This is a genomic window from Endomicrobiales bacterium (genome assembly GCA_023228045.1).
Classification (GTDB): domain Bacteria; phylum Elusimicrobiota; class Endomicrobiia; order Endomicrobiales; family JALOBY01; genus JALOBY01.
Genome location: JALOBY010000001.1, coordinates 1 through 24,186, shown reverse-complemented (window position 1 = coordinate 24,186; position 24,186 = coordinate 1). Strand labels below are relative to the sequence as shown.

Genomic DNA, 24,186 nt, shown 5'->3' with positions numbered 1-24,186 from the left:
GGTTTATGTGTCAAATGTAGCTTACTTTAACTTTTCCGAAGGTGTTTCAGGCGATATGGTTTTTGCCGCATTGCTTAGTGCGGCAAAAATTTCTGAAAAAACTTTTGAAAAAGAGCTGAAAGCAGTGCTTGGTTTTAAGAACTTCTCTTTAACAGCCTCAGAAAGTAAGAAAATTCATTTTCCGTGTATGAAAGTGTGTGTAAAAGGTAATTGGCGCTTTAAAAACCCTTATGAAATGCGTGCGATTATTTCCAATTCAAAACTTTCTAAAACAGCAAAAAGCTATTCACTTCGCGCGTTAGATAATTTAATTACAGCAGAGGCAAAAGTGCATAATGTTCCAAAAACAAAAGTGCATTTTCATCAAATAAATGCGGTAGATACGCTAATAGATTTAACGGCTCCTTTTCTATTATTAGAAAAACTCAATGTTAGTGAAGTTTACGCATCTATAATAAATATAGGTAAAGCCGCACCTGCCACATTGGAAATACTTTGCGAACATAAAATGCATTTTAACTCAACAGATTGCGAGTATGAACTTGCAACGCCAACTGGAGCCGCAATTGCGTCGGTTTTTAAAGTTACAAACACTATGCCAGCTTTGCTTTGTAATTGTTTTGGTTATGGTTGTGGAAGTTCTATAAGCTCAGACGGGGTAAGTGTTTTAAGAGTAATTATTGGCAGTAAAGTTTCATTTTTTAAAAATAATAACTTTTCAGAAACAATCTGCCTGCTTGAAACAAATATTGACGATATGGACCCGCGAATTTTTCCTTATGTTATAGAACTGGTGCTTAATGCAGGTGCAAATGATGCATGGTTAACGAGCATAGTTATGAAAAAAGGGCGTATTGGCACGCAACTTTCAGTTTTATGTGAAGAAAAACTTGAAAATAAAATGTGCGATATAATTTTTAAAGAAACAACAACACTTGGTATAAGAAAAACCAATGTTTTGCGTACAATTTTGCGCCGTTACGCAAACGGTAAGGTTAAAACCGCCTACTTGCAAGATGGCTCAACGCGCAAAAAGAGTGAGTTTGAATACGCAAAAAAAAACGCCCAAAAACTTAGGGTATCGCTTAAGGAGCTTTTGCGTTAATGGCTTTAGATGTTAGCTTTGTAAAACTTGAAGATAGATATATTGATGAACTTTGCCTTATTGAAAGTGTTTCAAACCCTTCGCCGTGGAATAGGCGAATGTTTGAGCAAGAGTTACAAGTTGGCTCATCAACTTTTTTTGTTGCCATATATGATGGAAAGGCAGTTGGTTTTGCTGGTTTGCGCATACATGGTGATTTTGCAGAGCTAATGAACATTGCGGTAGATCCGCGTTTTAGGCGTTTGGGTATTGGCGGCGGTGTGCTAGACTTTCTTATTTCTATAGCTGTCAAAGAAAAACTAAACGGTATTTTTCTTGAAGTGCGCCAAAACAATGTTTCGGCGCAGAATTTGTACCTTTCAAGAGGGTTTATCAATGTTGGCAGAAGGGTAAACTACTATGGCAGCGAGGATGCGCTACTAATGGAGAAAAAAATTGAAATGGCATAAAATAATTTCAATGTTTGTCGCTTTAATTGTGGTTGGTTGTTTTACAACATCACTTTTCTCGGCTTCTAAGCATGAGCCCTATAGTGCATTCATAGCAGCGTTACTTGCAGAAAAAAGTGGGGCATTACAAACCGCCAAGGAAAACTTAGAGTTCATAGTTTCTATAGATTCTGCCGCTCAGTTACCTGGGGAACACTTAGCGGCAATAAACTCTTGGCTTCTTGCTGTAGAACAAAAAAACACTTTAAATTTGCAAGCTAGTAATGTAACTACTGGTAATAAAGTGGCAAACGATCTGCCCCAAATTCAAAGTGAGTCGCTGTCCTATATGAAAATGTATTTAGAAGCTCTTTCATTATTTGAAAATAAAGAGTACGGAAAAGCCGAAAAAATATTAAAAGAACTTATTGATGTAAATGCTATATTGGCTCAGTCAAACTTTACACTAGGTGTGCTTTACGATAGAACAAACCGTAGTGCTTTAGCAGAAAAATTCATTGAACGCTCAATAGAAATAAATCCGTATTATTCAACAGCGCTTAACTATCTTGCTTACCGTTATGCAGAGCAAAACAAGAATATTTCAAAAGCTATGGATTTTGCAAATCGCGCAATCAGTATTGAAGAGCAAAACCCTGCTTTCTTTGATACTTTGGGGTGGGTGTACTTCCGTATGTCAGAGTACAGTGCCGCACTTGAGCTTATAGAGCTAGCATCTCAAGGGTTAGAAGATCCTGTAGTATTTGAACATTTAGGTGATGTAAAAACACAACTTGATGATTTACAAGGAGCATGGGTTGCTTACACTCACTCATTGCTTTTGGCACCCGATAATAAAAATGTAAGAAAAAAGCTCTCATCAGTTTCTTCCAAGCTCCCGAGGGATGTTTATGCGTTAAAAGTAATAAAAACAGCTAAAGAAATATCGGGCAAAATAAGCAGTGTTAAAGCATTTTTTATATTCAATGGAGATTATCAAAATAAAAACTTACGCATAAGTGGGAAACTCCTGTACAAATCACCGCAAAAAATAAAAGTTGAATTAATCTCTGGTCCGTTTGCCGATAGCCCGGTTGTAATAAAAAATGGACAATCTTTAAAAACAAACTTTTCTTCTGCAGAAAACTCATTTGAGTTAGAAAATGTTGCTGAATTTTTAGAGAAATATTTTAGTGGTTCTTTGCTAAGTGATAACTCATCCGATGCTATTTATAGCCACAAAGGTAAAGAGCTTTCAGTTTTGTCAAAAACGCAAAAGAAAATTATAAATACAGACAACTTTTCACTTCTTGAATACTCTAGGTTATCCGACGATGTATTTTTGAAGTTTGCAAATCATTCTCCAAAATACAGCTCTTACCTGCCTGAATTTAACTTTGCTTTTCCAACAAGAATTTATTTAATAATGAAAAAGAGAGTTTAGTGGGCAAATAAACTTTAAAAATATAAAGCTAAATGAACCAATTAATGACATTGAGTTTGAACAAAGGTAATATGAAATGCTTACTCTAAAGGCGCCGGCGAAAGTAAATTTATTTCTTGAACTTATTAAAAAGAGAGCTGATGGTTATCATGAGCTTGTAACCGTTTTTCATGCGATAAACCTTTGCGATATTTTGCGTTTTAAAAAAACAAACGATGGTAAAATAAAATTAACTTGCAGCGACAAGTCACTGCCACTTGGCGATAAAAACCTTGTAGTTAAAGTCGCAAAACTTTTGCAACAAAAGAAAAATGTTAAATATGGTGCCACAATATATCTTAAAAAAAATATACCATCAGGCGCTGGCCTTGGCGGCGGTTCATCCGATGCGGCCACAACTCTATGTGCGCTTGCAAAACTTTGGGGTACTAATAGTTCAATAAGTGAACTTCACAAAATAGGGGCCGCAATTGGTGCCGACGTGCCATTTTTCATCTCACCTGGCACGGCTGTGGCTAAGGGTATTGGTGATAAGTTGTTTCAAATCAATAAGGTCACACCGGCTTGGTTTATAGTTGTTTCACCATCATTTGGTATTTCTACGGCTATGGCCTACTCCAAAGTTAAATTTCCATTGACAAATATACGGAAAGTTAATAAAATAATCGCTCATATAAAAGCAGGCCGTACCCTTAGTTCGCTAAATGAGGCGCTTTTTAATCGCTTTGAAGAGTTTGTCTTTGATTCATTTTCAGAGTTGGGAGATATTAAACAAAAGTTAAGTAGTTTTGGTTGCCCATCGTTGATGTCTGGTTCAGGGTCTTGTGTTTTTGCTATAGCCGCGTCAAAAAGTGTGGCACAAAAAGCAAAGCTAAAAATGCAAAAATACGGTTATAAAATCTGGATTGTTAGTTCTTTTGCAAATAAATGAAATAGTGCAACGCAAAGAGCATAGGGGGGCGTATGAAAATTACCGAAGTGAGAGTTTTCTTAAGAGAAGATGAGAAGCTTAAAGCTTATGCTGCCGTTATTTTTGACGGAGTTTTTGCGGTGCACAATCTAAGAATTGTAAAGGCAGAAAAAGGTTTAATTGTTTGTATGCCATCGCGCAAAAAAAATGATGGAAAGTTTATAGATATAGCCCACCCAATTACAAATGATTTCAGAGATGAATTAGAAAAAGCAGTTCTTGCAGCGTATGAAGCAAAGCTTAAAGAGCCGGTTCCGACTCCGACGGTTTAAAATTAGCGTAAAATCAGCTTTTATTCCGGGATAGTGTAAAGGTAGCACAAGGGAATTTGGATCCCTTCGTCTAGGTTCGAATCCTGGTCCCGGAGTTTTTTATTTGACAATAAGAACACTTTATTTTTGCGGTTATATCCATTAGCCAGAAACAAGTGGTGGCCGCGACCTTGAAAATTATGAAAACAAACAATCCAATCAGTGTTGTAATACTTGCCGCTGGCGAGGGGACAAGAATGAAATCGTCCCTTGCGAAGGTTTTACATAAGGTGGCAGGTAAGCCAATGGTTGAATGGGTAGTTAGTGTTGCTCAGGTATTAAAGCCGTCAAAAACTGTTGTTATTTCAGGCAGAGATGCTGATGCTCTTAAAAGCGCGCTATCAAGCTCAAATGTTCTTTTTGCGAGTCAGGAAAAACGACTTGGTTCGGCTCATGCAGTCCTTCAGGCAAAAAAACTTCTCGGTAACTTTAGTGGGGATATTCTTGTTCTTTGTGCCGATACACCTTTAGTGCGCAAAGAAACTCTTTTGCAGTTTGTAAAAGAACACAACGACTCTGGTAATTGCGCTTCTGTACTTTCCTGCATAAGGGACAATCCTTTTGGTTATGGCAGAATTATAAGAGATAATTCTGGTGTTTTTAAATCGATTATAGAGGAAAAAGACGCCAACGCAAACCAAAAGGCAGTAAAAGAAATAAACAGCGGGATTTATTGTTTTAATAGCCCATTAATGTGGCAGTTTCTCTCTAAAATAAAAACAAACAATGCCAAAAATGAATATTATATTACTGACTTAATTGACATTTTAAGAACTGCCGGCAAAAAAGTTGGAGCTTTTAATCTTGTCGGAATGGAAGAATTGCTTGGCATAAACACAAGAGTTGAGCTTGCGCTTGCGGAAAACATATTTACAGAAAAAACACTTGCATTGCTTATGCTCGGCGGTGTAACTATTATAGATACAAAAAATACTTATATAGAGCCGGGCGCAAAAATTGGCAATGATACGGTAATACATCCCGGCTGTGTTATTTGTGGGCAAACCGTTATTGGCAAAAATTGTTCTATCGGTCCGTTTTCTCAAATAAGTGCTTCAACAATTGGCGATAATTGTAGTGTTAAATTATCTTGTGTTGACGGGGCTGTGCTTAAAGTTGGTGTTAAGGTTGGGCCTTTCTCAAATATAAGGCCAAAGACTATATTAAAAAATAATGTAAAGGTTGGCAACTTTAGCGAAATAAAAAAGGCCGTTATAGGTGAGGGTTCAAAAGTTAACCACTTATCATATATTGGTGATGCGCTTTTAGGTAAAAATGTTAATGTTGGCGCTGGCACAATAACTTGCAACTATGATGGCAAAAATAAACATGTTACTGAGATAGCAGACAATGTTTTTGTTGGCTCAAATGTAAATTTTATAGCTCCTGTAAGCGTTGGTAAAAATGCGTTAATAGCTGCCGGCTCTACTGTAACGGTAGATGTTCCAAGCAAAACTCTTGCAATTGCAAGAGCGCATCAGGTAAATAAAAAAAGAAAAAAAATTTAACCCGCATTTTGCAATAGGTTTGCGAACCGAGGCGAAAGAGATGGCGGTAGTTTTGACGCAAAAGTTGCAGCCAATGGTAATTCCATTCGCAAGGGTTTTGCGGAAAAAATGTCCCGTATCTTTTGACGAATTCCAAATTCTATTGCAAAATTCGGGTTCAAAAGAGGTTCTATGGATATGCGCTTAAAAGTATTTTCTGGTAATGCAAATAGGTCCCTTGCCGAAGCAATAGCAAAAGAGCTTAAAATTGAGCTTGGCAAAGCACTTGTTGGTAGGTTTAGCGATGGAGAAATACAGCTAAAGGTTGAAGACAATGTTCGTGGTGCCGATTGTTTTATTATTCAGCCCACCTGTGCTCCTGTAAACGAAAATATAATGGAACTTTTAATTATGGCTGATGCTTTAAGGCGCGCTTCTGCTTCAAGAATTACCGCCGTAATGCCATACTATGGATATGCCCGCCAAGACAGAAAGGCAGAACCGCGTGTTCCAATTTCATCAAAACTTGTGGCAAATATAATAGTTGCATCGGGTGTTAACAGAGTTTTAGCTATGGACCTGCACGCAAGCCAAATACAAGGTTTTTTTGATATCCCGGTGGACCATCTTTATGCAACACCTGTTTTGCTTAGCTATTTTCGTGCTAAAAAGTTTAGCGACCTGGTAGTTGTATCTCCTGACGCAGGTGGTGTGGAAAGAGCCAGAAATTTTGCCAAAAATCTAAGTGCCGATCTTGCAATAGTTGATAAGCGTCGTCCAAGGGTAAATGAAGCCGAAATAATGAATGTTATAGGTGAAGTAAATGGCAAAACAGCTATAATACTAGACGATATGGTAGATACCGCAGGCACACTTGTAAAAGTTGCCAAAGCCATAAAAGATAAAGGTGCTGTGCGAGTGATGGCTGCCTGCTCGCATGCCATACTTTCTGGCAATGCAAGAGAGAAAATTTTAAACTCTGACATAGAAGAGCTTGTAACTACCGACTCTGTTCCAAGGGAGCAAAATGGCAAAGACAAAATTGTAACACTCTCAGTTGCCGCATTGCTCGCGGAAGCTATTAGTCGGGTTCACAATAACGAGTCTGTAAGTTCACTTTTTGTAAAAGAAAGAGAATAAATATAAAAAAATAAACGGAGGCCTTAAATGAATGAAGTTTTGCTTGAAGCTCAAGTGAGAGAAGTAGGCACAAAACACAAAATTGCGGAAATTAGAAACCAGGGCGGTATCCCATGTGTTGTTTATGGAGTAGGTGAAAAAAACATTGTTATCACAATAAATGCAAAAAGTTTTGATAAACTTTTGCACTCTGGCGCTGGTAGAAATACAATTATCAATTTGAAAATAGGTTCAATAAGCAAAACTGCGATTGTAAAAGAAATTCAACGCGATATGCTTACACAAACGCCAATTCATGTAGATTTCCATGCAATCTCTCTGCAGAAAAAAATTGAAGTTAGTGTTCCTGTGCATGTTATAGGCATTGCTACGGGTGTTAAGCTTTCAGGTGGAGTTATGGAACATGTATTGCGTGAAATTAAGGTTAGCTGTTTACCAACAGAAATACCAAAGTCAATAAATGTAGATGTTTCTGCCTTGGAAATTGGGCAGTCTATTACTGTTAAAGATCTTCCTGAAATGAAAGGTGTTGATTTACTTGAAGATGCAAGCGGTATATTGGTTAACATTGTTGCTCCTACCATACTGGAAGAAAAACCGGTTGAAAGTGTCGCTGGTGTTCCGGAACCGGAAGTTATTACAAAAGGCAAAAAAGATGAAACTGCCGAAGGTGCTGCTACAGTTGATGACAAAGGCAAAAAACCAGCTGAAACACCTGCTAAGAAGTAATAAATTGTATGACACAAATAAAGGCCATTGTTGGCTTGGGCAACCCTGGTGCTAAGTACGAAAAAACAAGGCACAACATCGGCTTTGTGGTTTTAGATTTATTTGCTCAAAAAAATAACCTTAGCTGGCAAGATTGGTTTGATGTTGCACAAGTGGCAAGGCTTGGCTCTATTGTTTTAATAAAGCCAGTTACTTTTATGAACAACTCAGGACTTGCTGTAAAAAAAGTCCTAAAAGATTTTTCTTTAACTCCAAGTGAGTTGCTTGTGTTAACTGACGATTTTGCAATTAACCTTGGCAACATAAGGTTTCGTTCTTGCGGTTCTGCTGGCGGGCATAACGGTCTTTCTTCTATAATTGATCATCTTTCCACAACAGAGTTTAGCCGTTTACGAATTGGCATTGGTCCTTTACCGCTAAACTGTGACCCTGTTGATTTTGTGCTTGGCAAATTTATGCAATCGGAGTATGAGAATTTGCATAAGGTCGCAGAAATTTCCTGTAAAACCATTGAATGCTCCATTGAATTCGGCACACAAAAAGCTGCTAACCTTTTATCCCAACTATTAAATGATAATAACAACAAAGAAGCCAATTAAAGAACTTGTAGATAAGTTAAAGAATACTGGGCATATTTACCTTGTCGGTTGCAACGCTTGTGCCGCAAAGTGTCAAACCGGCGGTCAAGAGCAAATAAATTTAGCAACCAAAGAGCTTCAAAGTTATGGTTTAAGTGTTTGTGGTTCTTTTGTGCTTGATAGTGCTTGTGATGCCCGCCTTGCAAAAAGAGATTTGTGTAAAGATCCAAATTTTACCAATGCAGGCGCGGTTTTAGTTTTTGCCTGCGGCGGCGGGGTACAAACAGTTGGTTTGCTAACTGAAAAAATAGTTTTGCCGGCTCTTGACTCGGTTTTTGTTGGAGCTTTAGCGCGGCTGAATACTTATAACGAATATTGTGTACTTTGTGGTACTTGCATATTAGATAAAACATTTGGTATTTGCCCAATTTCCCGTTGTGCTAAATCATTGCTTAATGGCCCATGTGGTGGTGTTGTAGATGGTAAATGTGAAATAGATCCTCAGAAAGATTGCGCATGGTACCTTATTTATCAAAAGGCAAGCAAAGTTGAGGGCGGCCTTTTAGCATTAAAGAGTATCTACTCCGTGCGCTCAAATAATAAAACAAAAAAAAATAATAAATTAAAGGAAGTTTAGTTATGAAATTTTGTGAAAAACTAAATACAAAAAAATTTGTTATTACCGCCGAGCTTTTTCCGGTAAAGGGTGTTGACACAACAGATTTGATGGCAAAAGCCGAAAAAATTGGACATCTTGTAGATGGTATAAATATAACCGATAATCAACGCGCCTCAATGCGCCTTGGCTCATTGGCGGTATCTGCGTTATTAAAACAAAAAGGCTATCAGCCAATAATGCAAATGACTTGCCGCGATAGAAATAGAATTGCTCTTCAATCCGACTTAATGAGTGCCTATGCTCTTGGCATAGAAAATGTTTTGATACTTAGCGGCGACCATCCTTCTGTTGGTGAATACAGCGATGCAAAACCTGTTTATGACTTAGACCCAGTTCAGCTTTTATCGGCGGCAAAGCTTCTTGAGTCAGGTGTTGATCTTGCCGGTAAAAAATTAAAAGGAGCTCCGAGCTTTTGCCTTGGCGCTGTAGTAAATCCAACATCAACTCCATTGGAACTTCAACTTATAAGTTTTGAAAAAAAGGTTGCAGCGGGAGCTCAGTTTTTTCAAACCCAAACAATTTTTGATGTAAATGGTTTTAAGGATTTTTTAAATAAAATCTCTCATACGCCCGCAAAAATTCTTGCCGGAGTAACATTAATAAAATCGCTTAAGTTCCTTGAGTTTTTAAAAGCCCTACCTGGTGTTAACATACCAGTTGAGACAATTGAAAGAATGCAAAAAGCAAAAGACCCATTGCAGGAAGGAATAGAAATTTGCGCGCAAACAATTACTGAACTTTCAAAGTTTGCCGATGGTGTACATATAATGGCAATAGGTGCCGAAGAGCTTATACCTGAGATATTAAAGCGCAGTAAGATTATTTAAATAAAAGGTAAAAGATGCTTGAAGCGGGTTTATTTTTAATTGTAGTTGCTGTTTTGGTATTACCAATAACACTGCATTTTGTTGAGCGCAATCTTGAGATATTTTTATTTGCTATGGGGTTGCTTGCGATGAGCATATCTCATTTTTTTGGCCCAAGCCCATTGTGGTCTTTTCATATTATAGAGCAGGCCTTTGTGGAACCAATAGTAATCACACTTGTTGTTTTAGTTGTAGGGTTTATATTACATTTTTACTCAAGTAAAATAACTCATTTTATTGTTAAGTATGAAGCTAAATTTGGCGCAAAACTTTTTGCTTTTTTAATAGTTGTTTTACTTGGAATATTTTCAAGTTTAATTACAGCTATAATGGCGGCAATATTGCTTGTAGAAATAGTCAGTGTTTTAAAATACAACAGGGACTTTGAGGTAAAACTTATAGTACTTGGCTGTTTTTCTATCGGGCTTGGTGCTGCTTTAACACCGGTTGGTGAGCCGCTTTCGACTATTGTTGTTGCAAAGTTGAGAGGTGTTCCTTACAATGCCGATTTCTTTTTTCTGCTTAAGGCAATTGGAGTTTATGTAATACCCACAATAGTTGCAATTGGCGCTTTTGTTTTCTTTTTAAAACCAGTTAAAGGTCGTGGTTTGCATGATAAAGATGAGGGGAAAGAAAAGATAAATGAGGTGTTTTACAGGTCAATTAAAGTTTATGTTTTTATAATGGCTTTAATATTTCTTGGCACTGGTTTTAAACCAATAGTTGATATGTATATTGTAAAAATGTCTGATATGCTGATTTACTGGATAAATACGCTTTCTGCTGTTGTGGATAATGCCACACTTGCCGCTGCAGAAATAAGCCCACAAATGAAAATGCATCAAATTGTATCAGCACTTATGGGATTGCTGATTGCTGGTGGTATGCTCATCCCTGGTAATATACCAAATATTATCGCTGCTGGCCGCTTAAAAATAACAAGCAAAGAGTGGGCAAGGTTTGGTTTACCATTTGGTTTTGCAGTAATGATAATATACTTTGCTGTTCTTTTTGTTTTTTAACTTAGACCTTTAGTAAAGTTAATTTTGCATCTACACAAATATAAATTCAATTTTATCAGCTTACCGCGTTTAATTTTAAAATAAATAATATGACTCATAGTGAATTTGTTCACCTTCATAATCATACCGAGTACTCCCTTTTAGATGGAGCATGCAAAATAGTTGACGATCAAGGCAAACCTGCCGAACTTTTACGCATAATTTCTCATCAATTTAAAATGCCGGCTCTTGCGATTACCGACCACGGTAATATGTATGGCGCTATTGAATTTTACCGTGCCTGCCACGAAGTTGGCGTAAAGCCAATTATCGGCTGTGAACTTTATGTGGCAAATGGTTCGCGTTTTAAAAAAGAAAAATCCGACAGAAATTACTTTCATCTCACATTGCTTGCAAAAAACAATGAGGGCTATAAAAACCTAATGAAACTTTCGTCGTTGGGTTTTTTGGAAGGTTTTTATCATAAGCCAAGAGTAGATAAAGAATTGCTTGCAAAATACTCAAGCGGACTTATAGCTCTTTCGGGTTGTTTGCTTGGCGAGGTGGCTCAATCTCTATTGGCAGATAACAAAAAAAATGCGCTAAAAATTGCTTCTGAGTATAGTGATATTTTTGGAAAAGAGAATTTTTATATTGAGCTTATGGACAATGGCATTGATGAGCAAAAAAAAATAATACCCGGCTTACTTGAAATAGCAAAGGTGACTGGTCTTTCTCCTGTTGCAACCAATGACTGCCACTTTTTAAGAAAAGAAGATTCTTTTGATCACGATGTGTTGCTTTGTATTGGCACCAACAGTGAGCTAACCGATGAAAACCGTATGAAGTTTTCAACAAACCAGTTTTATTACCGTAGCCCGCAGGAAATGACTGAGCTTTTTTCATTTGAACCGCGAGCTATTAAAAGCACTATGGAAATTGCAGATAAAGTAGCCCTTGAAATAAAGTTTGACCAAATTCTCTTGCCTCATTATCCGCTTGAGAAAAATGAAACACCAGATATTTATTTAGAAAAACTTTGCCAGGAAGGCTTAAAAACCCGTTATTTGCAACCAACGGCGGTACATCAAGAACGTCTAAAGTATGAGTTAAGTGTAATTAATAAAATGAACTTTGCCTCTTACTTTTTAATTGTTTGGGACTTTATAAATTACGCAAAACAAAATGGTATCCCAGTTGGTCCCGGCCGTGGTTCTGGTGCTGGTTCAATTGTCTCATACACACTTGGCATAACCGACATTTGCCCTATTAAATACGGTCTTTTGTTTGAAAGGTTTTTAAACCCCGACAGGCGTTCTATGCCCGACTTAGATATCGATTTTGCCGACACAGGCCGCGAACGCGTAATTGAATATGTACGCAATAAATATGGGCAAAGGAACTGCGCGCAAATAATTACATTTGGCTCTATGCAGGCGCGCCTTGTAATTAGAGATGTTGCGCGAGTTATGGGTTTTACGCCAGCCGAATCAAACAAAATAGCTAAACTTATTCCTTTTGGTGCCAACATATTTGCCGCAACGCAGAGTGTTCCTGAAATAAAAGCCTTAATAAGTTCAGACCAAAAAATAAAAAAGTTGTTTGAAACCGCAAAAAAACTTGAAGGGTTGAAACGCCATACTGGAGTTCATGCCGCTGGTATGATAATTGCCAAAGAAGAAATAACAAACTATGCGCCACTTGCCGTTAAAAGTGAAAAAAATTCTGAAAATGAAAAAAATATAGTTGTAACTTCTCAATATAACGATGAATCTATGCTTGCGCTTGGTTTGCTAAAGGTTGACTTTCTTGGTCTGCGTACACTTACAATTATTGATGACACAATAAAATTGCTAAAGCAATCTAAAGAACCAAACTTTTCATGGCAGAATGTTTCTTTAGACGACACTAAAACATTCCGTCTTTTCCACGAAGCAAAAACAATGGGTGTGTTCCAGTTAGAATCGCGCGGTATGCGTGACCTGATGTACAAGCTAAAACCTACAAATATAAACGATATAATCGCACTAATATCGCTTTACAGGCCTGGCCCTATGGGTGCAGGTATGCTTGATGACTTTGTTTCAAGAAAGCATGGCAAAACTGCTGTGGTTTATGACCACCCTATGTTAGAGCCTATTCTTAAAGACACCTATGGTATTATTCTTTATCAAGAGCAGGTTATGCGCATTGCTCGTGATGTTGCGGGTTTCAGTGCTGGTCAGGCAGATACGCTGCGCAAGGCAATGGGCAAGAAAATTCCTGATGTTATAGAAAAACAAAGGGAAAATTTTATAAACGGTGCCAAAAGCAACAACATTACACCAAAACTTGGGGAAAAACTTTTTGAGCAAATTATGCACTTTGGCGGCTATGGTTTTAACAAATCGCACGCGGCCGCTTACGGCATTATCGCTTACCGTACGGCATACCTAAAAGCCAACTATCCGCTTGAATATATGACTGCTGTTTTAAACTCCGAAATTGGCCGCTCGGCTGTTTCAAACGAAGAAGAAAATAAACTTGTCGGGTATTTGCGCGATGCTGAGTCACTTCGCATAGAAATACTTCCTCCTGACATTCAAGCATCAGATGTCAGGTTTAGTACGGAAAATGGAAAAATAAGGTTTGGTTTACTTGCAATAAAAAATGTTGGTGAGGCGGCTTGTTTGGATATTATTTCAGAGCGCAACACAAATGGAGCATTCAAAAGTTGGACGATTTTATATCAAGGGTTGGCGCAAGTGCTGTGAGTAAAAAAACTATAGAGTCGCTTATAAAAGCCGGCGCCCTTGATACTTTTGGCAGTGATTATAAGACATTGCGCGCGGAGCTATTTGCAAAAATTGAGGACTCAATAGATGCACTTGGCAGTAAAAAAGATGATATTTCATCTGGTCAGGGTTTTTTGTTTGAAGCAGGCGAGGTTACCCTTAAACCGTCAGTTACGCAAAATGCTCAAGCTTGGTCTGAGCATAACGCGCTTTCATACGAAAAAGAGGTGCTTGGGTTTTATCTTTCAGGCCATCCTTTGGCAAACCATATGCAAGACATAGTTGCATACTCGCATTTTCGTTTAGACAAAATACCCACACCAACTGCCGACCCCAGAACAGCTCCATTAACTCGTGTTGCCGGAATTATAACTTCGGTTAAAAAACTTGCAACCAAACAGGGTAAAGAACCCTATGCTCGTTTTAAACTTGAAGACCCTTATGGTGAAATAGAGGTTGTGGCATTCCCAAAAAGTTACGCAAGATTAATGAAGTATATAACACCTAATAATTTAGTTGTTGTAAAAGGTAAACTTGCCGGCGATGAGTTACAACCAGAGTTGCTTTTAGAAGATATTAAAACACTTAAAGAGGCGAAAGTGCTATATACTCCAAACTCCGGAGCGTTACATATTAAGCTTTCAAGTGCAGGGCTTGAGGATGAGATGCTTGAAAAAGTTTCAGAAATATTGAAAAAATACCCAGGGAAGTCAAAAGTTGTTTTTGACATAGATACCCCGGGACATGGCAGTTATACGGTTGAAACCGATTTTTCGGTTACACCAGAGGCAAATTTCTTTAAAGCAATAGAGAAAGCACTTGGCCCTGAGTGTTGGCAATTTCAAAGAAGCAAGTGATGGGTAAAATTGTTATTTTGTTTTTTTGACAATGCTTTAGACAATAAAGTAAAATGCCAAAAGTAGGTTGCAAAAGCTGGGTTAAATGGGGGATTAATGCGTAAGTTAGCAGTCGTTATATTTTCAATGCTTATTTTTATAGTTGGTGTTGCCAACTCAAAGGAAAGCGCCATAGACCTCATCGATGTTCCTACTGCAGGAATACTTGATTATGGCTCTTATAATGTCAACTTTCGTCTTTTTAGCAATGGAGGGGTTCTTTCTCGTTTAAATTTTGGTGTTTTTAAGGTTGTCAATCTTGGTTTTGCCTGGGAAGTACAAAAACTAATAGGTGATCAAGACCCTTCTGTTGCGCCTCCCGCGCTTTACCTTAAAGTAAGGCCATTTTCTGGCACTATGTCAATGCCTTCTTTTGCATTTGGTTACGATGGACAGGGTTACTTTTACAATAGCTCATCGGATGAATTTACTCAAAAGGGCAAAGGTGTTTTTATAGTGTTTACAAAAGAGATGTTTTTCCCAAACCTTGAAATGAATTTTGGTGCGAATATAAATGACTTTAAAAAAAGTGAGGTTAATGCTTTTACTGCGGCAAGTTTTAATATTGAAGAAAAATTTATGTTAATTGCCGAGTACGACAACATACATTATTCACCCGAGAACCGTTTTAACGCCGGTTTGCGTTTAGCTATAACAGATGATTTAAGTATTGACCTTGCCGGTCGTGATCTGATAGCAAAAGATCGCAGTAGTGAAAGAATACTTAAAATAAATTATGTAGGAAGGTTCTAAATATGTCAGTAAAAGAAGAGCCTATCACAGCACTTGATTTTGAAAAACCCATATACGAATTAGAACAGAAAATAGTTGAACTTAAATCTTCGGCAAGTGATCTCGGTGCAGATATTGCCCAACAGCTGCTTGAGCTTGAAGAAAAAAGCAATAAGCTAAAAGTGGAAATTTACGGTGCGCTCACTCCATGGCAAAAAGTTCAAATTGCCCGCCATCCAAAAAGGCCCTACACCCTTGACTACATAAAAAATTGTTTTACTGATTTTGTTGAACTTCATGGCGACCGCGCTTTTGCCGATGATAAGGCAATAATTTGTGGTATGGCAAAGCTTGACTCTCAACCGGTTGCCGTAATTGGTCATCAAAAAGGCAGAAGTTTGCACGATAACATAGAAAGAAACTTTGGCATGGCAAACCCGGAAGGTTATAGAAAAGCATTAAGAATAATGAAACTTGCTGAAAAGTTTAACAGGCCAATAATTACATTTATAGACACATCTGGCGCATACCCCGGCATAGGCGCAGAAGAGCGCGGACAGGCAGAAGCCATAGCAAGGAACTTGCGTGAAATGTCAGTTTTGAAAGTTCCTGTTATAAGCGTGGTAATTGGTGAGGGCGGTTCTGGCGGTGCGGTTGGAATTGGTGTTGCTAATTACCTGCTTATGCTTGAAAATGCTTACTATTCAGTAATTTCACCCGAAGGTTGCGCGGCAATTCTTTTTCGCGATGCTACAAAAGCAATTGATGCTGCAAATGCCCTAAAAATTACGGCAAAAGACCTTTATGAATTAAAAATAGTAGATGAAATAATTGCGGAGCCACTGGGTGGAGCACATAAAGATATGGCGCTGGCTACTGCAAATGTAAAAGAAGCACTTGAAAAAACCCTTGCAAAACTGCTTTTACTTGATAAGAAAATGCTTTGCCAGGCGCGGTATGAAAAATATAGAAGTATTGGTGTATTCACACAAGAAAAACTTACTATAAACTAAAGTTGGCGTTACATTGTTGTACGCCTAAAAATAAAAAAATAGGGAGAAAGCAAAATGTCATTAGTTCCAATGAAACAAATTCTTGAAGAGGCAATGAGGAAACAATATGGTGTTGGCGCATACAATGTAAACAATATGGAACAAATTCAAGCCATTATGGCGGCGGCTCAGGCAACACAGTCGCCGGTTATTATTCAGGCAAGCCGCGGCGCGTTAAAGTATTCAAACTTCACATACCTTGGGTATTTGATGATGGCTGCCTCAAAAGAAAACCCAAGCATTCCAATTGCAATGCACCTTGACCATGGCAACTCACTTGATACAGTAAAAAAAGCCATTGAGCTTGGTTTTACATCAGTTATGATAGATGGTTCTTTGCTTGAAGACGGCAAAACACCATCTGACTACGGCTACAATGTAAAAGTAACAAAATCGGTTGTTGAATATGCTCACAAATATGGTGTTACGGTTGAAGGTGAAATTGGTTGTTTAGGTGGAATAGAAGACGGAGTTGGCTCTGGTTCAATTCACATTACCGACCCGGTTCAGGCAAAGCAATTTGTTGATGATACAGGTCTGGATGCCTTGGCAATAGCAATTGGTACATCACATGGTGCGTATAAATTCAAGGGTTCAAGTGAGCTTGCGTTTAATGTTTTAAAAGAAGTTCGCAAACTTGTAAGCATTCCAATTGTTCTGCATGGTGCTTCCTCAGTTCCGCAGGAATTGATAGACAAAGTGAATAAATTTGGTGGTAAAATGCCAGGTGCAACCGGTGTGCCAATGAAAAGCTTGCAAGAAGCAATAAAACTTGGCGTAACGAAAATAAATGTTGACACGGATGGCCGCCTTGCTATAACTGCCGCAATTAGAGAAATTTTTGCTACTGCGCCGGAGAAGTTTGACCCAAGAGATTATCTTGGGCCTGCAAGAACAGCATTGCAAAAACTAATTGAAGGCAAAATGAAAGATTTTTGGACTGCAGGCCATGCAAGTGATTATAAACAAATAACAATTGAAGATATGAAAAAGGTTTACGCTAAATAAGTTAGTTCAATATATGCACCAAACAACACTTCGCGTTTCCTATGCTGACACCGACCAGATGGGTGTTGTATATTACGCAAACTATCTGGTGTATTTTGAACGAGCAAGAACTGAATGGCTTAGGTCGCTTGGCATAACTTACAAACAGTTAGAAAGCGATGGGTATTATTTACCGGTTTGCGAGTGTTCAATAAAGTATCACTCATCGGCTAAGTACGATGATTTACTTACTATTTGCACAACGCTTTTAAAGCTTAATACTGCAAGTATTATTATAAGTTACGAAATATTGTGCGACGGTAAAAAAATTGCTGCAGGTTTAACTACACACCCTTTTGTAAACAGGGTTTTTAAACCGGTAAAAATACCGCAAAAAGTTAGACAAATTCTAACGGACAATAAGGTGGAAAACAATGAAAGAAAGAGTTCTTAAAGCACTTGATAAAATTCGCCCGCATTTACAAGCCGATGGTGGCGATGTTGAGTTTGTTGGCATCTCAGCCGATGGCATTGTGACAGTAAAATTAAAAGGCGCTTGCGGGTGTTGCCCTATGGCGGCAATGACACTTCAAAACGGCGTAGCGCGCATAATAAAACAAGAAGTTCCCGAAGTTAAAGAAGTAAAGGCAATAGATTAATTATGGCATTAGTTGGCATAATATCTGACTCTCATGAAAATGTGAACGCAATACAAAAAGCTGTTGCGCTTTTTAATGAACGCAAAGTGTCGGTTATGTTGCACGCGGGTGATATTATATCACCAATGGTGGCAAGCTACCTTCAAAAAATTCAAACAAGCTTTTATGCTGTTTTTGGCAATAATGACGGCGAACGCTTTGTGTGGCGTCAAAGGGTTAATGGTTGGGGACAAATATACGAGCGGTACTTTGAAACAACAATTGACGGCAAAAAAATACTTTTAATGCATGAACCATATAATTTGCAAGCACTTGCCAAAAGCCAAGAGTATGATATTTTAATTTATGGGCACACCCACAAAGTTGATAATAGGCTTGTTGGCAAAACATTGGTTTTAAACCCTGGTGAAAATTGCGGCTTTCAAAGCGGAAAGTGCACAGCGGCAATATTAGATACAGATTTGCTTAAAGCAGAGATAGTTGAGCTTTATTAATAGGTTTTTGTTGAAAGTTAACAATTATTTAACAAATTATTGACAAATAATTTATTTATTTGTAAAATGCCGCCATGGACACAAGAACAATGATGTTTTTGTTTTTGCAAACAGTTAAATTGTGTTTTGCTACAGATAAGAGTTTTTCTATAAAATATATTACCTTGGGTTTTTAACTAAACCCAAGGTTTTTTTATAAAGAATACGGCAATAGTTACCGTAATGAAAAAAGGAGGTAGAATGAAGAGGCTGCTTTTAGTTGCGTTAGCAGTTGCAATATGTATTGCCCCGGCAATGGCGGCAAAAAACAGTAGCAAGGTTGATGGTGAAGATAGCTACAGCAGCAATGGTATGGCAGGTAAGGTGGGTTTAGGCAACAGAACATTTAGTGCTGTCCAACCTGATTTTATAGGTGTTCCACCTATGAATGGCGCCGCTGTTCGTGTTTGGATAAATGATGATACTTCTTTAGATACCGGCCTTGGTTTTGCAAGCGCGAAAGATGTGAGCGGTTTTGCAATTGGCGGTAATATGCTTTTCACAATTAAAGAAACAAAAAACATCAAGCTTTCGATTGGGCCTGGAATACAATATTATAGGTGCGATCTTGGAGACATAGTAATATCAGAGGTTGGATTAAACGGTTCCTTTAATGCCGAATTTTTCTTCTCTGAGTTGCCTGAACTTGGTTTCAATGCCGGTCTTAGCGGTTTAGGACTTGGTTTTGGCGATGTTAAACCAGACAATGTTGATGCCTTTTCAAGCACAAGTTTCAAACTTGGGCCTTCAATAAATTTTGGAATTAGATACTATTTTAACTAACTTAAACAAAAGCTTTGCAACATTTTTTACTGATTTGGTTTAAAATTTAATTTAAAACTACTCATTAATTTTTTTGCAAAGCCCTTATAAAACAGGAGAAAAAAAGATGAGAAAAGCCATCGTTTCATTGTTGTCGGTAACATTTCTTGCATCTGGCCTTTTTGCTCAACCATTACTTTTAGAGCAGGCAACAAATGTAGTTCCGCAAAAAACGCTTGAAGTTGGCATAGATAACCTTTCATACCAAAGTGATGTAGCAGAAATAACAAACAGCACCATAAAGCTTACAAACACAGCATTGATTATTCCTGTTGTTGCAAGGTATGGTGTAACTAACGATATAGAAGCAATGCTTACAATTCCATATATGTCGTTAAGCCAAAAGCTTGAAATTGGTGGCAACTCTGCCACAACTGAAGATGCACAGCTTGCCGATATTCACATTGCCGGCAAAAAAACTATTGTTTTGCCAGAAAGCTGGGGCCTCACAGGATGGAACCTTGGCGCAATGTTAGACTTATCTCTTCCCACAGGTTCTCAAAGTGATAAGTTCACAACAGAGTTTAGAAATGGTATGAATATTAAACCACTTGTTGCTGCTTCAAAAAACTTCTCATCCAATGTGTCATTTGCAAAAGAATTAACTTTCAATGCAAATATATCGTACAATTTAACAGGCGAATATGAACCAAAATCATGGGGTGTTAAGCTTGACCCGGCTGATGTTTTGGAAATAGGTGTAGGTGCTGAAAGTCCATGCGTTTTGGTAAATGGTTTAAATAGAATTTTAGAGTTAAACTACAGAACTTTGTCAGAGCAAAAGGTCGCGGGCACTGCAATAGCCGGTACCTCTGGTTCACAAATGGACTTGGTTCTTGGCGCGAGATATACTTTCCTTTCAGGTTTGCTTAAATCAAAGCTTGGTTTTGTTCTTGCTTTGGGTGATGAAAAGTACAGAACTTATGATTACAAAATTGTCGCTGGCGTAACCTATCTTTGGAAAATATAATAAATTAAGGGGAAAGAATATGAAAAAAATTGCATTTCTGTTTTTAGCAGGTATTCTCGCTCTTGGGCTTTCATCTTGCGGTGACAATAAAACAAAAGAAAAGGTAATAACAGGCGGCATTTTAGATGCAAGTGCTGGCATACCTACAACTGTAACAGCAGGGCAAACAGTTTCAGCGGTGCAAACATCGGTAGCAAATGTTAACACAATGATTGCAAATGCTTTAACTTCTGTTAAATTAGCCGGCACTAGCATTTTTGCAATGCCATATGGCAAAGGGGCTCCAAAGCTTACTGAGTACGAAGGCGACATAACAGGCCCTGACGCAAATGGTTGGATGTCATGGGATTATACTGCAACAAATTTGTATAATTATTATGACTATTACGCATGGAAGTACAGATACAGATTATTAAACAGCGCAGGTACGCCAATAACTGGGACTACAAGATCTGATCTTTGGGATGCAACAGACATAAAAAAGTACGAGTACACTTATTACTACAAAGTTGTTCTTTCAACTTCAGCGTATTGGGAAGAAGGGGGTTCTGTTGCAAACCCAGTAAAATCGTATGAGTCAAATGGCGACTCTTCTTTTGAGTACACAACAGCAAACACATGGGCCGATGGTGGAACTTATAATGGAAATTATAATTATATTTTAAATTATAATGATGGTGCTACTCAAATCTTCACAAGTACAATTAAAAATCTTGTAATATCTCCAACAACAAGTTATGGATATGGCTATTTCTATTGGAAATATACAGGTGGAAGCATTGATTGCAATTACTTCAGCTGGTCATATCATATGCAGTATAACTCTGATGGCACTGGTACTGGTTATATGAAAGGTCCTGGCTATTCCTACACTGTAAGGTGTGACACAAACGGTACATATACTTGGACTGATGATGCCACGGGGCAGGTGCTGTAAAGTTTTAAACAGTAGCTGTAAAGTTAGTCAATAAGTGAATTAAAAGAAGCCCGCGATAATGCGGGCTTCTTTTTTTATTGCGGTCATTTTGTTATAATAGCCGAGAAATATAGAAATATCTTTTGGAGAAAATGCAATGAAATCGGTAAAGAAATTGCTTGCCGCAGCGCAAAAACCATCAATCCGTTCAGAAAAGCTGCACCCTTTTTATAGAGGAAAAATGGAGGTAGTTCCAAAGTGCAGAATAAAGGACTACACCGATTTTGCCCTATGGTATACACCTGGTGTTGCAAAGGTTTGTAAAAACATTTTTGATAAACCTGAACTGGTTTATGATTACACAAATAAGTGGAACAACGTTGCTGTGGTTAGTGATTGCACCAGAGTGCTTGGTTTAGGTGATATAGGGCCCGAGGCAGGCCTGCCAGTAATGGAAGGCAAAGCTTTGTTGTTTAAATATTTAGGTGGTGTTGATGCTTTTCCTATTTGCCTTGATACAAAAGATAAAAACAAAATAATTGAAACAGTAAAGCTTATTCAGCCGTCATTTGGTGGTATAAACCTTGAAGATATTGAACAGCCAAAATGTTTCCCAATACTTTCAACACTTAGAAAAGAGTGCCGCATACCGGTTTGGCACGACGATCAGCAGGGCACCGCCCTTGTAACTCTTTCAGGCCTAATAAATGCCTTGAAAATTGTTGGCAAAAAAATTGGTAAGGTAAAAATAACACTTGTGGGAGCAGGGGCTGCAAACATCAACATTGCCCGCCTTATAATGATGTATGGAGCAAATCCCGCAAACATTATTATGGTTGACCACAAAGGCATACTCAACAAAAAAAGAAGTGATATGCAATACACCCATCCTGAAAAATGGCAGATGTGTCTTGACACAAATCCGCAAGGTATTAGTGGTGGAATTGCCGAAGCTCTTGAAAATGCCGATGTTTTAATTGCCCTTAGCGCATCTGGCCCGGGAACAATTAAAAAAGAGTGGATTATAAAAATGGCAAAAAAAGCCATTGTTTTTGTTTGCGCAAACCCTGTGCCCGAAATTTGGCCGTGGGAGGCAATAGAGGCAGGTGCCCATGTTGTTGCAACCGGCAGAAGCGATTTCCCAAACCAGGTAAACAACTCACTTGGTTTTCCCGCGGTATTTAGGGGCACACTTGATGTTATGGCTAAAACAATTACCGACGAAATGTGCATTAGCGCTGCTGTGGAAATTGCCGCTTGCATACCTGATAACAAAATAAAACCAGATAGACTTTTACCAACAATGGATAATTGGGAAATATACCCAAAAGTTGCAGTAGCGGTAGGAATGCAGGCAATAAAGCAAAAAGTAGCACAAAAAATAATTTCAAAAGATAAACTTTATACAACAGCTAAAGATATAATTGTTCGCAGTCGCGCAATAACCCAAACAATGATGAAAAAAGGCCTCATTAAACCATCTAAAATATGACAAAAGAAATAAATGTATCAGTAATTTCAAAAGCGGTTGAAGAACTTTGCGCTCAAGCAAATTTTACATTGTGCGATGATGTTTCTTGCTCTATTATTAGCGCTCAAAAACAAGAAACAAATGAAACTGCTAAGGGCATTCTGTCGGAAATTTTAGAAAACTCTAAAATAGCAGATTCCGAAAAAATTGCCTTATGTCAAGACACAGGCGTGCTTGAGGTTTTTGTAACTCTTGGGCAAGATATAAAAATAGTTGGCGGTTCTTTGACCGAAAATATAAATAATGCAGTTGCAAAGGCGTATAGTCAAAATTACTTGCGCAAATCGGTTGTTAATGACCCATTTGAAAGAAAAAACACGCAAGATAATACACCAGCATCTATATATTACGAAGTTGTTGCAGGTGATAAACTTTCAATAATTGTATTGCCTAAGGGGGCTGGCACTGAAAACGCAAGTACACTTAAAATGTTTGCGCCAACGGTTTCATGGGATGATGTTAAAAAATATATTATTGATACCGTCAAAGAAAATGGTGTAAAATCTTGCCCGCCGCTAATTGTTGGCATTGGCATTGGCGGTACTTTTTCAAAAGTGGCATACCTTGCAAAAAAATCATTATTGCGGCAAATAGGTTCTCAAAACAAAAACCCAATTTATGCTATTAAAGAGAGTGAATTGTTAGATGAAATTAATTCAGCCAATGTTGGTCCAATGGGGCTTGGCGGTAATACAACTGCTCTTGCTGTGCATATTGAAACGGCACCTTGCCATATTGCGTCACTCCCTGTCGCTATTAGCTTTTCATGCCACTCTTTAAGAAGGAAAACTGTTCTTTTATGACACAAAAAATATTAACTTCTGAAGTTAAAAAAATATCAAAACTTAGTGCCGGCAGTAAGGTTTTATTATCCGGCATAATATACACTGCGCGAGACGCGGCACACAAGAAAATATCTGAACTTTTAAGCGCAAAAGAAAAGTTACCAATAAATTTTAATGGCTCAATTATTTACTATTGTGGCCCATGCCCCGCAAAGCCGGGTGAGGTTATAGGTTCTTGCGGCCCAACAACATCGTCCAGAATGGACCCATTCGTTCAAGCAATGCATTCCTTGGGTGTAATAGCCACAATTGGCAAAGGGCCGCGCACAAGTGTGGCAGTAGAAAGTATTAAAAAAAATAAGGCAACTTATTTTGTTGCAACCGGCGGCGTTGGTGCGTTGATAAGTAAAAAAGTAATTTCATCGTCTGTGGTTGCTTTTAGTGAACTTGGCGCAGAGGCGATATATAAGTTAGAAATTAAAGATTTACCACTTATAGTTGCTATTGACTCATCTGGCGCGAATATTTTTGACAGATAACAGTACTCGTAGCAAGTATATTTTGCGTTTCTTCCTAACCCTTGCTTGTCACTGCGGATTGTAAGAAGGCTGACCTGCCTATGGCGGTATTAGTGGCAATTTGGTGTCATTGTGCGATGACAACTAAAAAAGCCTGTCATTGCGGGCATAATACTCAAAAAGTGTTGCTATTTTTGATAGTTTTGAAGTAGCAAAACCATTTTAAGTAACTAATTTTATGATTTTCAGAAAGACCACGATGGTTTCTATATT

At 38.1% G+C, this 24,186-nt stretch carries 26 protein-coding genes and 1 tRNA gene; all 27 read left to right on the top strand.

Translation table 11 applies throughout. The annotated features are described in order from the left end of the window. The first annotated feature begins 7 nt into the window (after positions 1-7). The 27 genes from M0Q46_00135 (at position 8) to M0Q46_00005 (ending at position 23,934) form a co-directional block, all read left to right on the top strand. Entirely contained in the window at positions 8-1,105 is a 1,098-nt protein-coding gene (locus tag M0Q46_00135) for a LarC family nickel insertion protein (GenBank protein MCK9582028.1), read from the top strand. Next, entirely contained in the window at positions 1,105-1,554 is a 450-nt protein-coding gene (gene rimI / locus M0Q46_00130) for a ribosomal protein S18-alanine N-acetyltransferase (protein MCK9582027.1), read from the top strand. Before M0Q46_00135 ends, rimI begins: the two co-directional genes overlap by 1 nt. Beyond that, positions 1,541-2,977, top strand: coding sequence for a hypothetical protein (locus tag M0Q46_00125; GenBank protein ID MCK9582026.1), 1,437 nt, complete (start codon positions 1,541-1,543; stop codon positions 2,975-2,977). Before rimI ends, M0Q46_00125 begins: the two co-directional genes overlap by 14 nt. Positions 2,978-3,053: 76 nt before the next feature. Further along, positions 3,054-3,908, top strand: a complete 855-nt coding sequence (gene ispE / locus M0Q46_00120; protein MCK9582025.1) for a 4-(cytidine 5'-diphospho)-2-C-methyl-D-erythritol kinase — start codon at positions 3,054-3,056, stop codon at positions 3,906-3,908. Between the two features lie 32 nt (positions 3,909-3,940). Beyond that, on the top strand, positions 3,941-4,219 hold the full coding sequence (locus M0Q46_00115) for a SpoVG family protein (GenBank protein MCK9582024.1): 279 nt from the start codon (positions 3,941-3,943) through the stop codon (positions 4,217-4,219). A gap of 24 nt (positions 4,220-4,243) precedes the next feature. Next, positions 4,244-4,314, top strand: a tRNA-Gln gene (locus tag M0Q46_00110). 84 nt (positions 4,315-4,398) lie between these two features. Then, on the top strand, positions 4,399-5,766 hold the full coding sequence (gene glmU / locus M0Q46_00105; protein ID MCK9582023.1) for a bifunctional UDP-N-acetylglucosamine diphosphorylase/glucosamine-1-phosphate N-acetyltransferase GlmU: 1,368 nt from the start codon (positions 4,399-4,401) through the stop codon (positions 5,764-5,766). A gap of 171 nt (positions 5,767-5,937) precedes the next feature. Continuing rightward, positions 5,938-6,885, top strand: coding sequence for a ribose-phosphate pyrophosphokinase (locus tag M0Q46_00100; protein MCK9582022.1), 948 nt, complete (start codon positions 5,938-5,940; stop codon positions 6,883-6,885). A gap of 27 nt (positions 6,886-6,912) precedes the next feature. Beyond that, positions 6,913-7,614, top strand: coding sequence for a 50S ribosomal protein L25 (locus tag M0Q46_00095; GenBank protein MCK9582021.1), 702 nt, complete (start codon positions 6,913-6,915; stop codon positions 7,612-7,614). 8 nt (positions 7,615-7,622) lie between these two features. Further along, positions 7,623-8,213, top strand: coding sequence for an aminoacyl-tRNA hydrolase (gene pth / locus M0Q46_00090; protein ID MCK9582020.1), 591 nt, complete (start codon positions 7,623-7,625; stop codon positions 8,211-8,213). Beyond that, entirely contained in the window at positions 8,185-8,829 is a 645-nt protein-coding gene (locus tag M0Q46_00085) for a methylenetetrahydrofolate reductase C-terminal domain-containing protein (GenBank protein ID MCK9582019.1), read from the top strand. Before pth ends, M0Q46_00085 begins: the two co-directional genes overlap by 29 nt. Positions 8,830-8,831: 2 nt before the next feature. After that, complete coding sequence (locus tag M0Q46_00080; GenBank protein MCK9582018.1) at positions 8,832-9,698, top strand: methylenetetrahydrofolate reductase; 867 nt, start codon at positions 8,832-8,834, stop codon at positions 9,696-9,698. 14 nt (positions 9,699-9,712) lie between these two features. Then, the gene (locus tag M0Q46_00075; GenBank protein MCK9582017.1) at positions 9,713-10,759 is read left to right on the top strand and encodes a DUF1646 domain-containing protein; all 1,047 of its coding nucleotides are present in this window, start codon (positions 9,713-9,715) and stop codon (positions 10,757-10,759) included. 89 nt (positions 10,760-10,848) lie between these two features. After that, on the top strand, positions 10,849-13,491 hold the full coding sequence (gene dnaE / locus M0Q46_00070; GenBank protein MCK9582016.1) for a DNA polymerase III subunit alpha: 2,643 nt from the start codon (positions 10,849-10,851) through the stop codon (positions 13,489-13,491). Further along, positions 13,488-14,369 carry an OB-fold nucleic acid binding domain-containing protein gene (locus tag M0Q46_00065; GenBank protein MCK9582015.1) on the top strand — a complete coding sequence of 294 codons (882 nt, stop codon included), beginning with the start codon at positions 13,488-13,490 and terminating at the stop codon, positions 14,367-14,369. The genes dnaE and M0Q46_00065 overlap by 4 nt, the downstream gene beginning before the upstream one ends. 96 nt (positions 14,370-14,465) lie before the next feature. Then, a complete protein-coding gene (locus M0Q46_00060) occupies positions 14,466-15,161 on the top strand; it encodes a hypothetical protein (GenBank protein ID MCK9582014.1) in 696 nt (231 codons plus the stop codon). Between the two features lie 2 nt (positions 15,162-15,163). Continuing rightward, complete coding sequence (locus M0Q46_00055) at positions 15,164-16,153, top strand: acetyl-CoA carboxylase carboxyltransferase subunit alpha (GenBank protein ID MCK9582013.1); 990 nt, start codon at positions 15,164-15,166, stop codon at positions 16,151-16,153. A gap of 54 nt (positions 16,154-16,207) precedes the next feature. Beyond that, positions 16,208-17,200, top strand: coding sequence for a ketose-bisphosphate aldolase (locus M0Q46_00050; GenBank protein ID MCK9582012.1), 993 nt, complete (start codon positions 16,208-16,210; stop codon positions 17,198-17,200). A gap of 13 nt (positions 17,201-17,213) precedes the next feature. After that, on the top strand, positions 17,214-17,633 hold the full coding sequence (locus M0Q46_00045) for an acyl-CoA thioesterase (GenBank protein ID MCK9582011.1): 420 nt from the start codon (positions 17,214-17,216) through the stop codon (positions 17,631-17,633). Beyond that, positions 17,614-17,838, top strand: a complete 225-nt coding sequence (locus M0Q46_00040) for a NifU family protein (GenBank protein ID MCK9582010.1) — start codon at positions 17,614-17,616, stop codon at positions 17,836-17,838. The genes M0Q46_00045 and M0Q46_00040 overlap by 20 nt, the downstream gene beginning before the upstream one ends. Before the next feature lie 2 nt (positions 17,839-17,840). Further along, entirely contained in the window at positions 17,841-18,332 is a 492-nt protein-coding gene (locus M0Q46_00035; protein ID MCK9582009.1) for a metallophosphoesterase, read from the top strand. Positions 18,333-18,572: 240 nt separating this feature from the next. Next, positions 18,573-19,154, top strand: coding sequence for a hypothetical protein (locus M0Q46_00030; protein ID MCK9582008.1), 582 nt, complete (start codon positions 18,573-18,575; stop codon positions 19,152-19,154). Positions 19,155-19,260: 106 nt separating this feature from the next. Further along, on the top strand, positions 19,261-20,163 hold the full coding sequence (locus tag M0Q46_00025; protein ID MCK9582007.1) for a transporter: 903 nt from the start codon (positions 19,261-19,263) through the stop codon (positions 20,161-20,163). A 19-nt stretch (positions 20,164-20,182) separates the two neighbouring features. Next, positions 20,183-21,100, top strand: a complete 918-nt coding sequence (locus M0Q46_00020; GenBank protein ID MCK9582006.1) for a hypothetical protein — start codon at positions 20,183-20,185, stop codon at positions 21,098-21,100. Between the two features lie 136 nt (positions 21,101-21,236). After that, positions 21,237-22,571, top strand: coding sequence for an NADP-dependent malic enzyme (locus M0Q46_00015; protein MCK9582005.1), 1,335 nt, complete (start codon positions 21,237-21,239; stop codon positions 22,569-22,571). Next, a complete protein-coding gene (locus M0Q46_00010) occupies positions 22,568-23,413 on the top strand; it encodes a fumarate hydratase (protein ID MCK9582004.1) in 846 nt (281 codons plus the stop codon). The genes M0Q46_00015 and M0Q46_00010 overlap by 4 nt, the downstream gene beginning before the upstream one ends. After that, positions 23,410-23,934 (top strand): FumA C-terminus/TtdB family hydratase beta subunit, encoded by a 525-nt coding sequence (locus M0Q46_00005; GenBank protein MCK9582003.1) that lies wholly within the window; start codon positions 23,410-23,412, stop codon positions 23,932-23,934. The genes M0Q46_00010 and M0Q46_00005 overlap by 4 nt, the downstream gene beginning before the upstream one ends. Positions 23,935-24,186: the final 252 nt, after the last annotated feature.

What these genes read in the sequence shown, in the direction of transcription:
- rimI (MCK9582027.1), top strand. Translation starts at nt 1,105, where the DNA reads ATGGCTTTAGATGTTAGCTTTGTAAAACTTGAAGATAGATATATTGAT.
- ispE (MCK9582025.1), top strand. Translation starts at nt 3,054, where the DNA reads ATGCTTACTCTAAAGGCGCCGGCGAAAGTAAATTTATTTCTTGAACTT.
- M0Q46_00115 (MCK9582024.1), top strand. Translation starts at nt 3,941, where the DNA reads ATGAAAATTACCGAAGTGAGAGTTTTCTTAAGAGAAGATGAGAAGCTT.
- glmU (MCK9582023.1), top strand. Translation starts at nt 4,399, where the DNA reads ATGAAAACAAACAATCCAATCAGTGTTGTAATACTTGCCGCTGGCGAG.
- M0Q46_00100 (MCK9582022.1), top strand. Translation starts at nt 5,938, where the DNA reads ATGGATATGCGCTTAAAAGTATTTTCTGGTAATGCAAATAGGTCCCTT.
- M0Q46_00095 (MCK9582021.1), top strand. Translation starts at nt 6,913, where the DNA reads ATGAATGAAGTTTTGCTTGAAGCTCAAGTGAGAGAAGTAGGCACAAAA.
- pth (MCK9582020.1), top strand. Translation starts at nt 7,623, where the DNA reads ATGACACAAATAAAGGCCATTGTTGGCTTGGGCAACCCTGGTGCTAAG.
- M0Q46_00085 (MCK9582019.1), top strand. Translation starts at nt 8,185, where the DNA reads ATGATAATAACAACAAAGAAGCCAATTAAAGAACTTGTAGATAAGTTA.
- M0Q46_00080 (MCK9582018.1), top strand. Translation starts at nt 8,832, where the DNA reads ATGAAATTTTGTGAAAAACTAAATACAAAAAAATTTGTTATTACCGCC.
- M0Q46_00075 (MCK9582017.1), top strand. Translation starts at nt 9,713, where the DNA reads ATGCTTGAAGCGGGTTTATTTTTAATTGTAGTTGCTGTTTTGGTATTA.
- dnaE (MCK9582016.1), top strand. Translation starts at nt 10,849, where the DNA reads ATGACTCATAGTGAATTTGTTCACCTTCATAATCATACCGAGTACTCC.
- M0Q46_00060 (MCK9582014.1), top strand. Translation starts at nt 14,466, where the DNA reads ATGCGTAAGTTAGCAGTCGTTATATTTTCAATGCTTATTTTTATAGTT.
- M0Q46_00055 (MCK9582013.1), top strand. Translation starts at nt 15,164, where the DNA reads ATGTCAGTAAAAGAAGAGCCTATCACAGCACTTGATTTTGAAAAACCC.
- M0Q46_00050 (MCK9582012.1), top strand. Translation starts at nt 16,208, where the DNA reads ATGTCATTAGTTCCAATGAAACAAATTCTTGAAGAGGCAATGAGGAAA.
- M0Q46_00045 (MCK9582011.1), top strand. Translation starts at nt 17,214, where the DNA reads ATGCACCAAACAACACTTCGCGTTTCCTATGCTGACACCGACCAGATG.
- M0Q46_00040 (MCK9582010.1), top strand. Translation starts at nt 17,614, where the DNA reads ATGAAAGAAAGAGTTCTTAAAGCACTTGATAAAATTCGCCCGCATTTA.
- M0Q46_00035 (MCK9582009.1), top strand. Translation starts at nt 17,841, where the DNA reads ATGGCATTAGTTGGCATAATATCTGACTCTCATGAAAATGTGAACGCA.
- M0Q46_00030 (MCK9582008.1), top strand. Translation starts at nt 18,573, where the DNA reads ATGAAGAGGCTGCTTTTAGTTGCGTTAGCAGTTGCAATATGTATTGCC.
- M0Q46_00025 (MCK9582007.1), top strand. Translation starts at nt 19,261, where the DNA reads ATGAGAAAAGCCATCGTTTCATTGTTGTCGGTAACATTTCTTGCATCT.
- M0Q46_00020 (MCK9582006.1), top strand. Translation starts at nt 20,183, where the DNA reads ATGAAAAAAATTGCATTTCTGTTTTTAGCAGGTATTCTCGCTCTTGGG.
- M0Q46_00015 (MCK9582005.1), top strand. Translation starts at nt 21,237, where the DNA reads ATGAAATCGGTAAAGAAATTGCTTGCCGCAGCGCAAAAACCATCAATC.
- M0Q46_00010 (MCK9582004.1), top strand. Translation starts at nt 22,568, where the DNA reads ATGACAAAAGAAATAAATGTATCAGTAATTTCAAAAGCGGTTGAAGAA.
- M0Q46_00005 (MCK9582003.1), top strand. Translation starts at nt 23,410, where the DNA reads ATGACACAAAAAATATTAACTTCTGAAGTTAAAAAAATATCAAAACTT.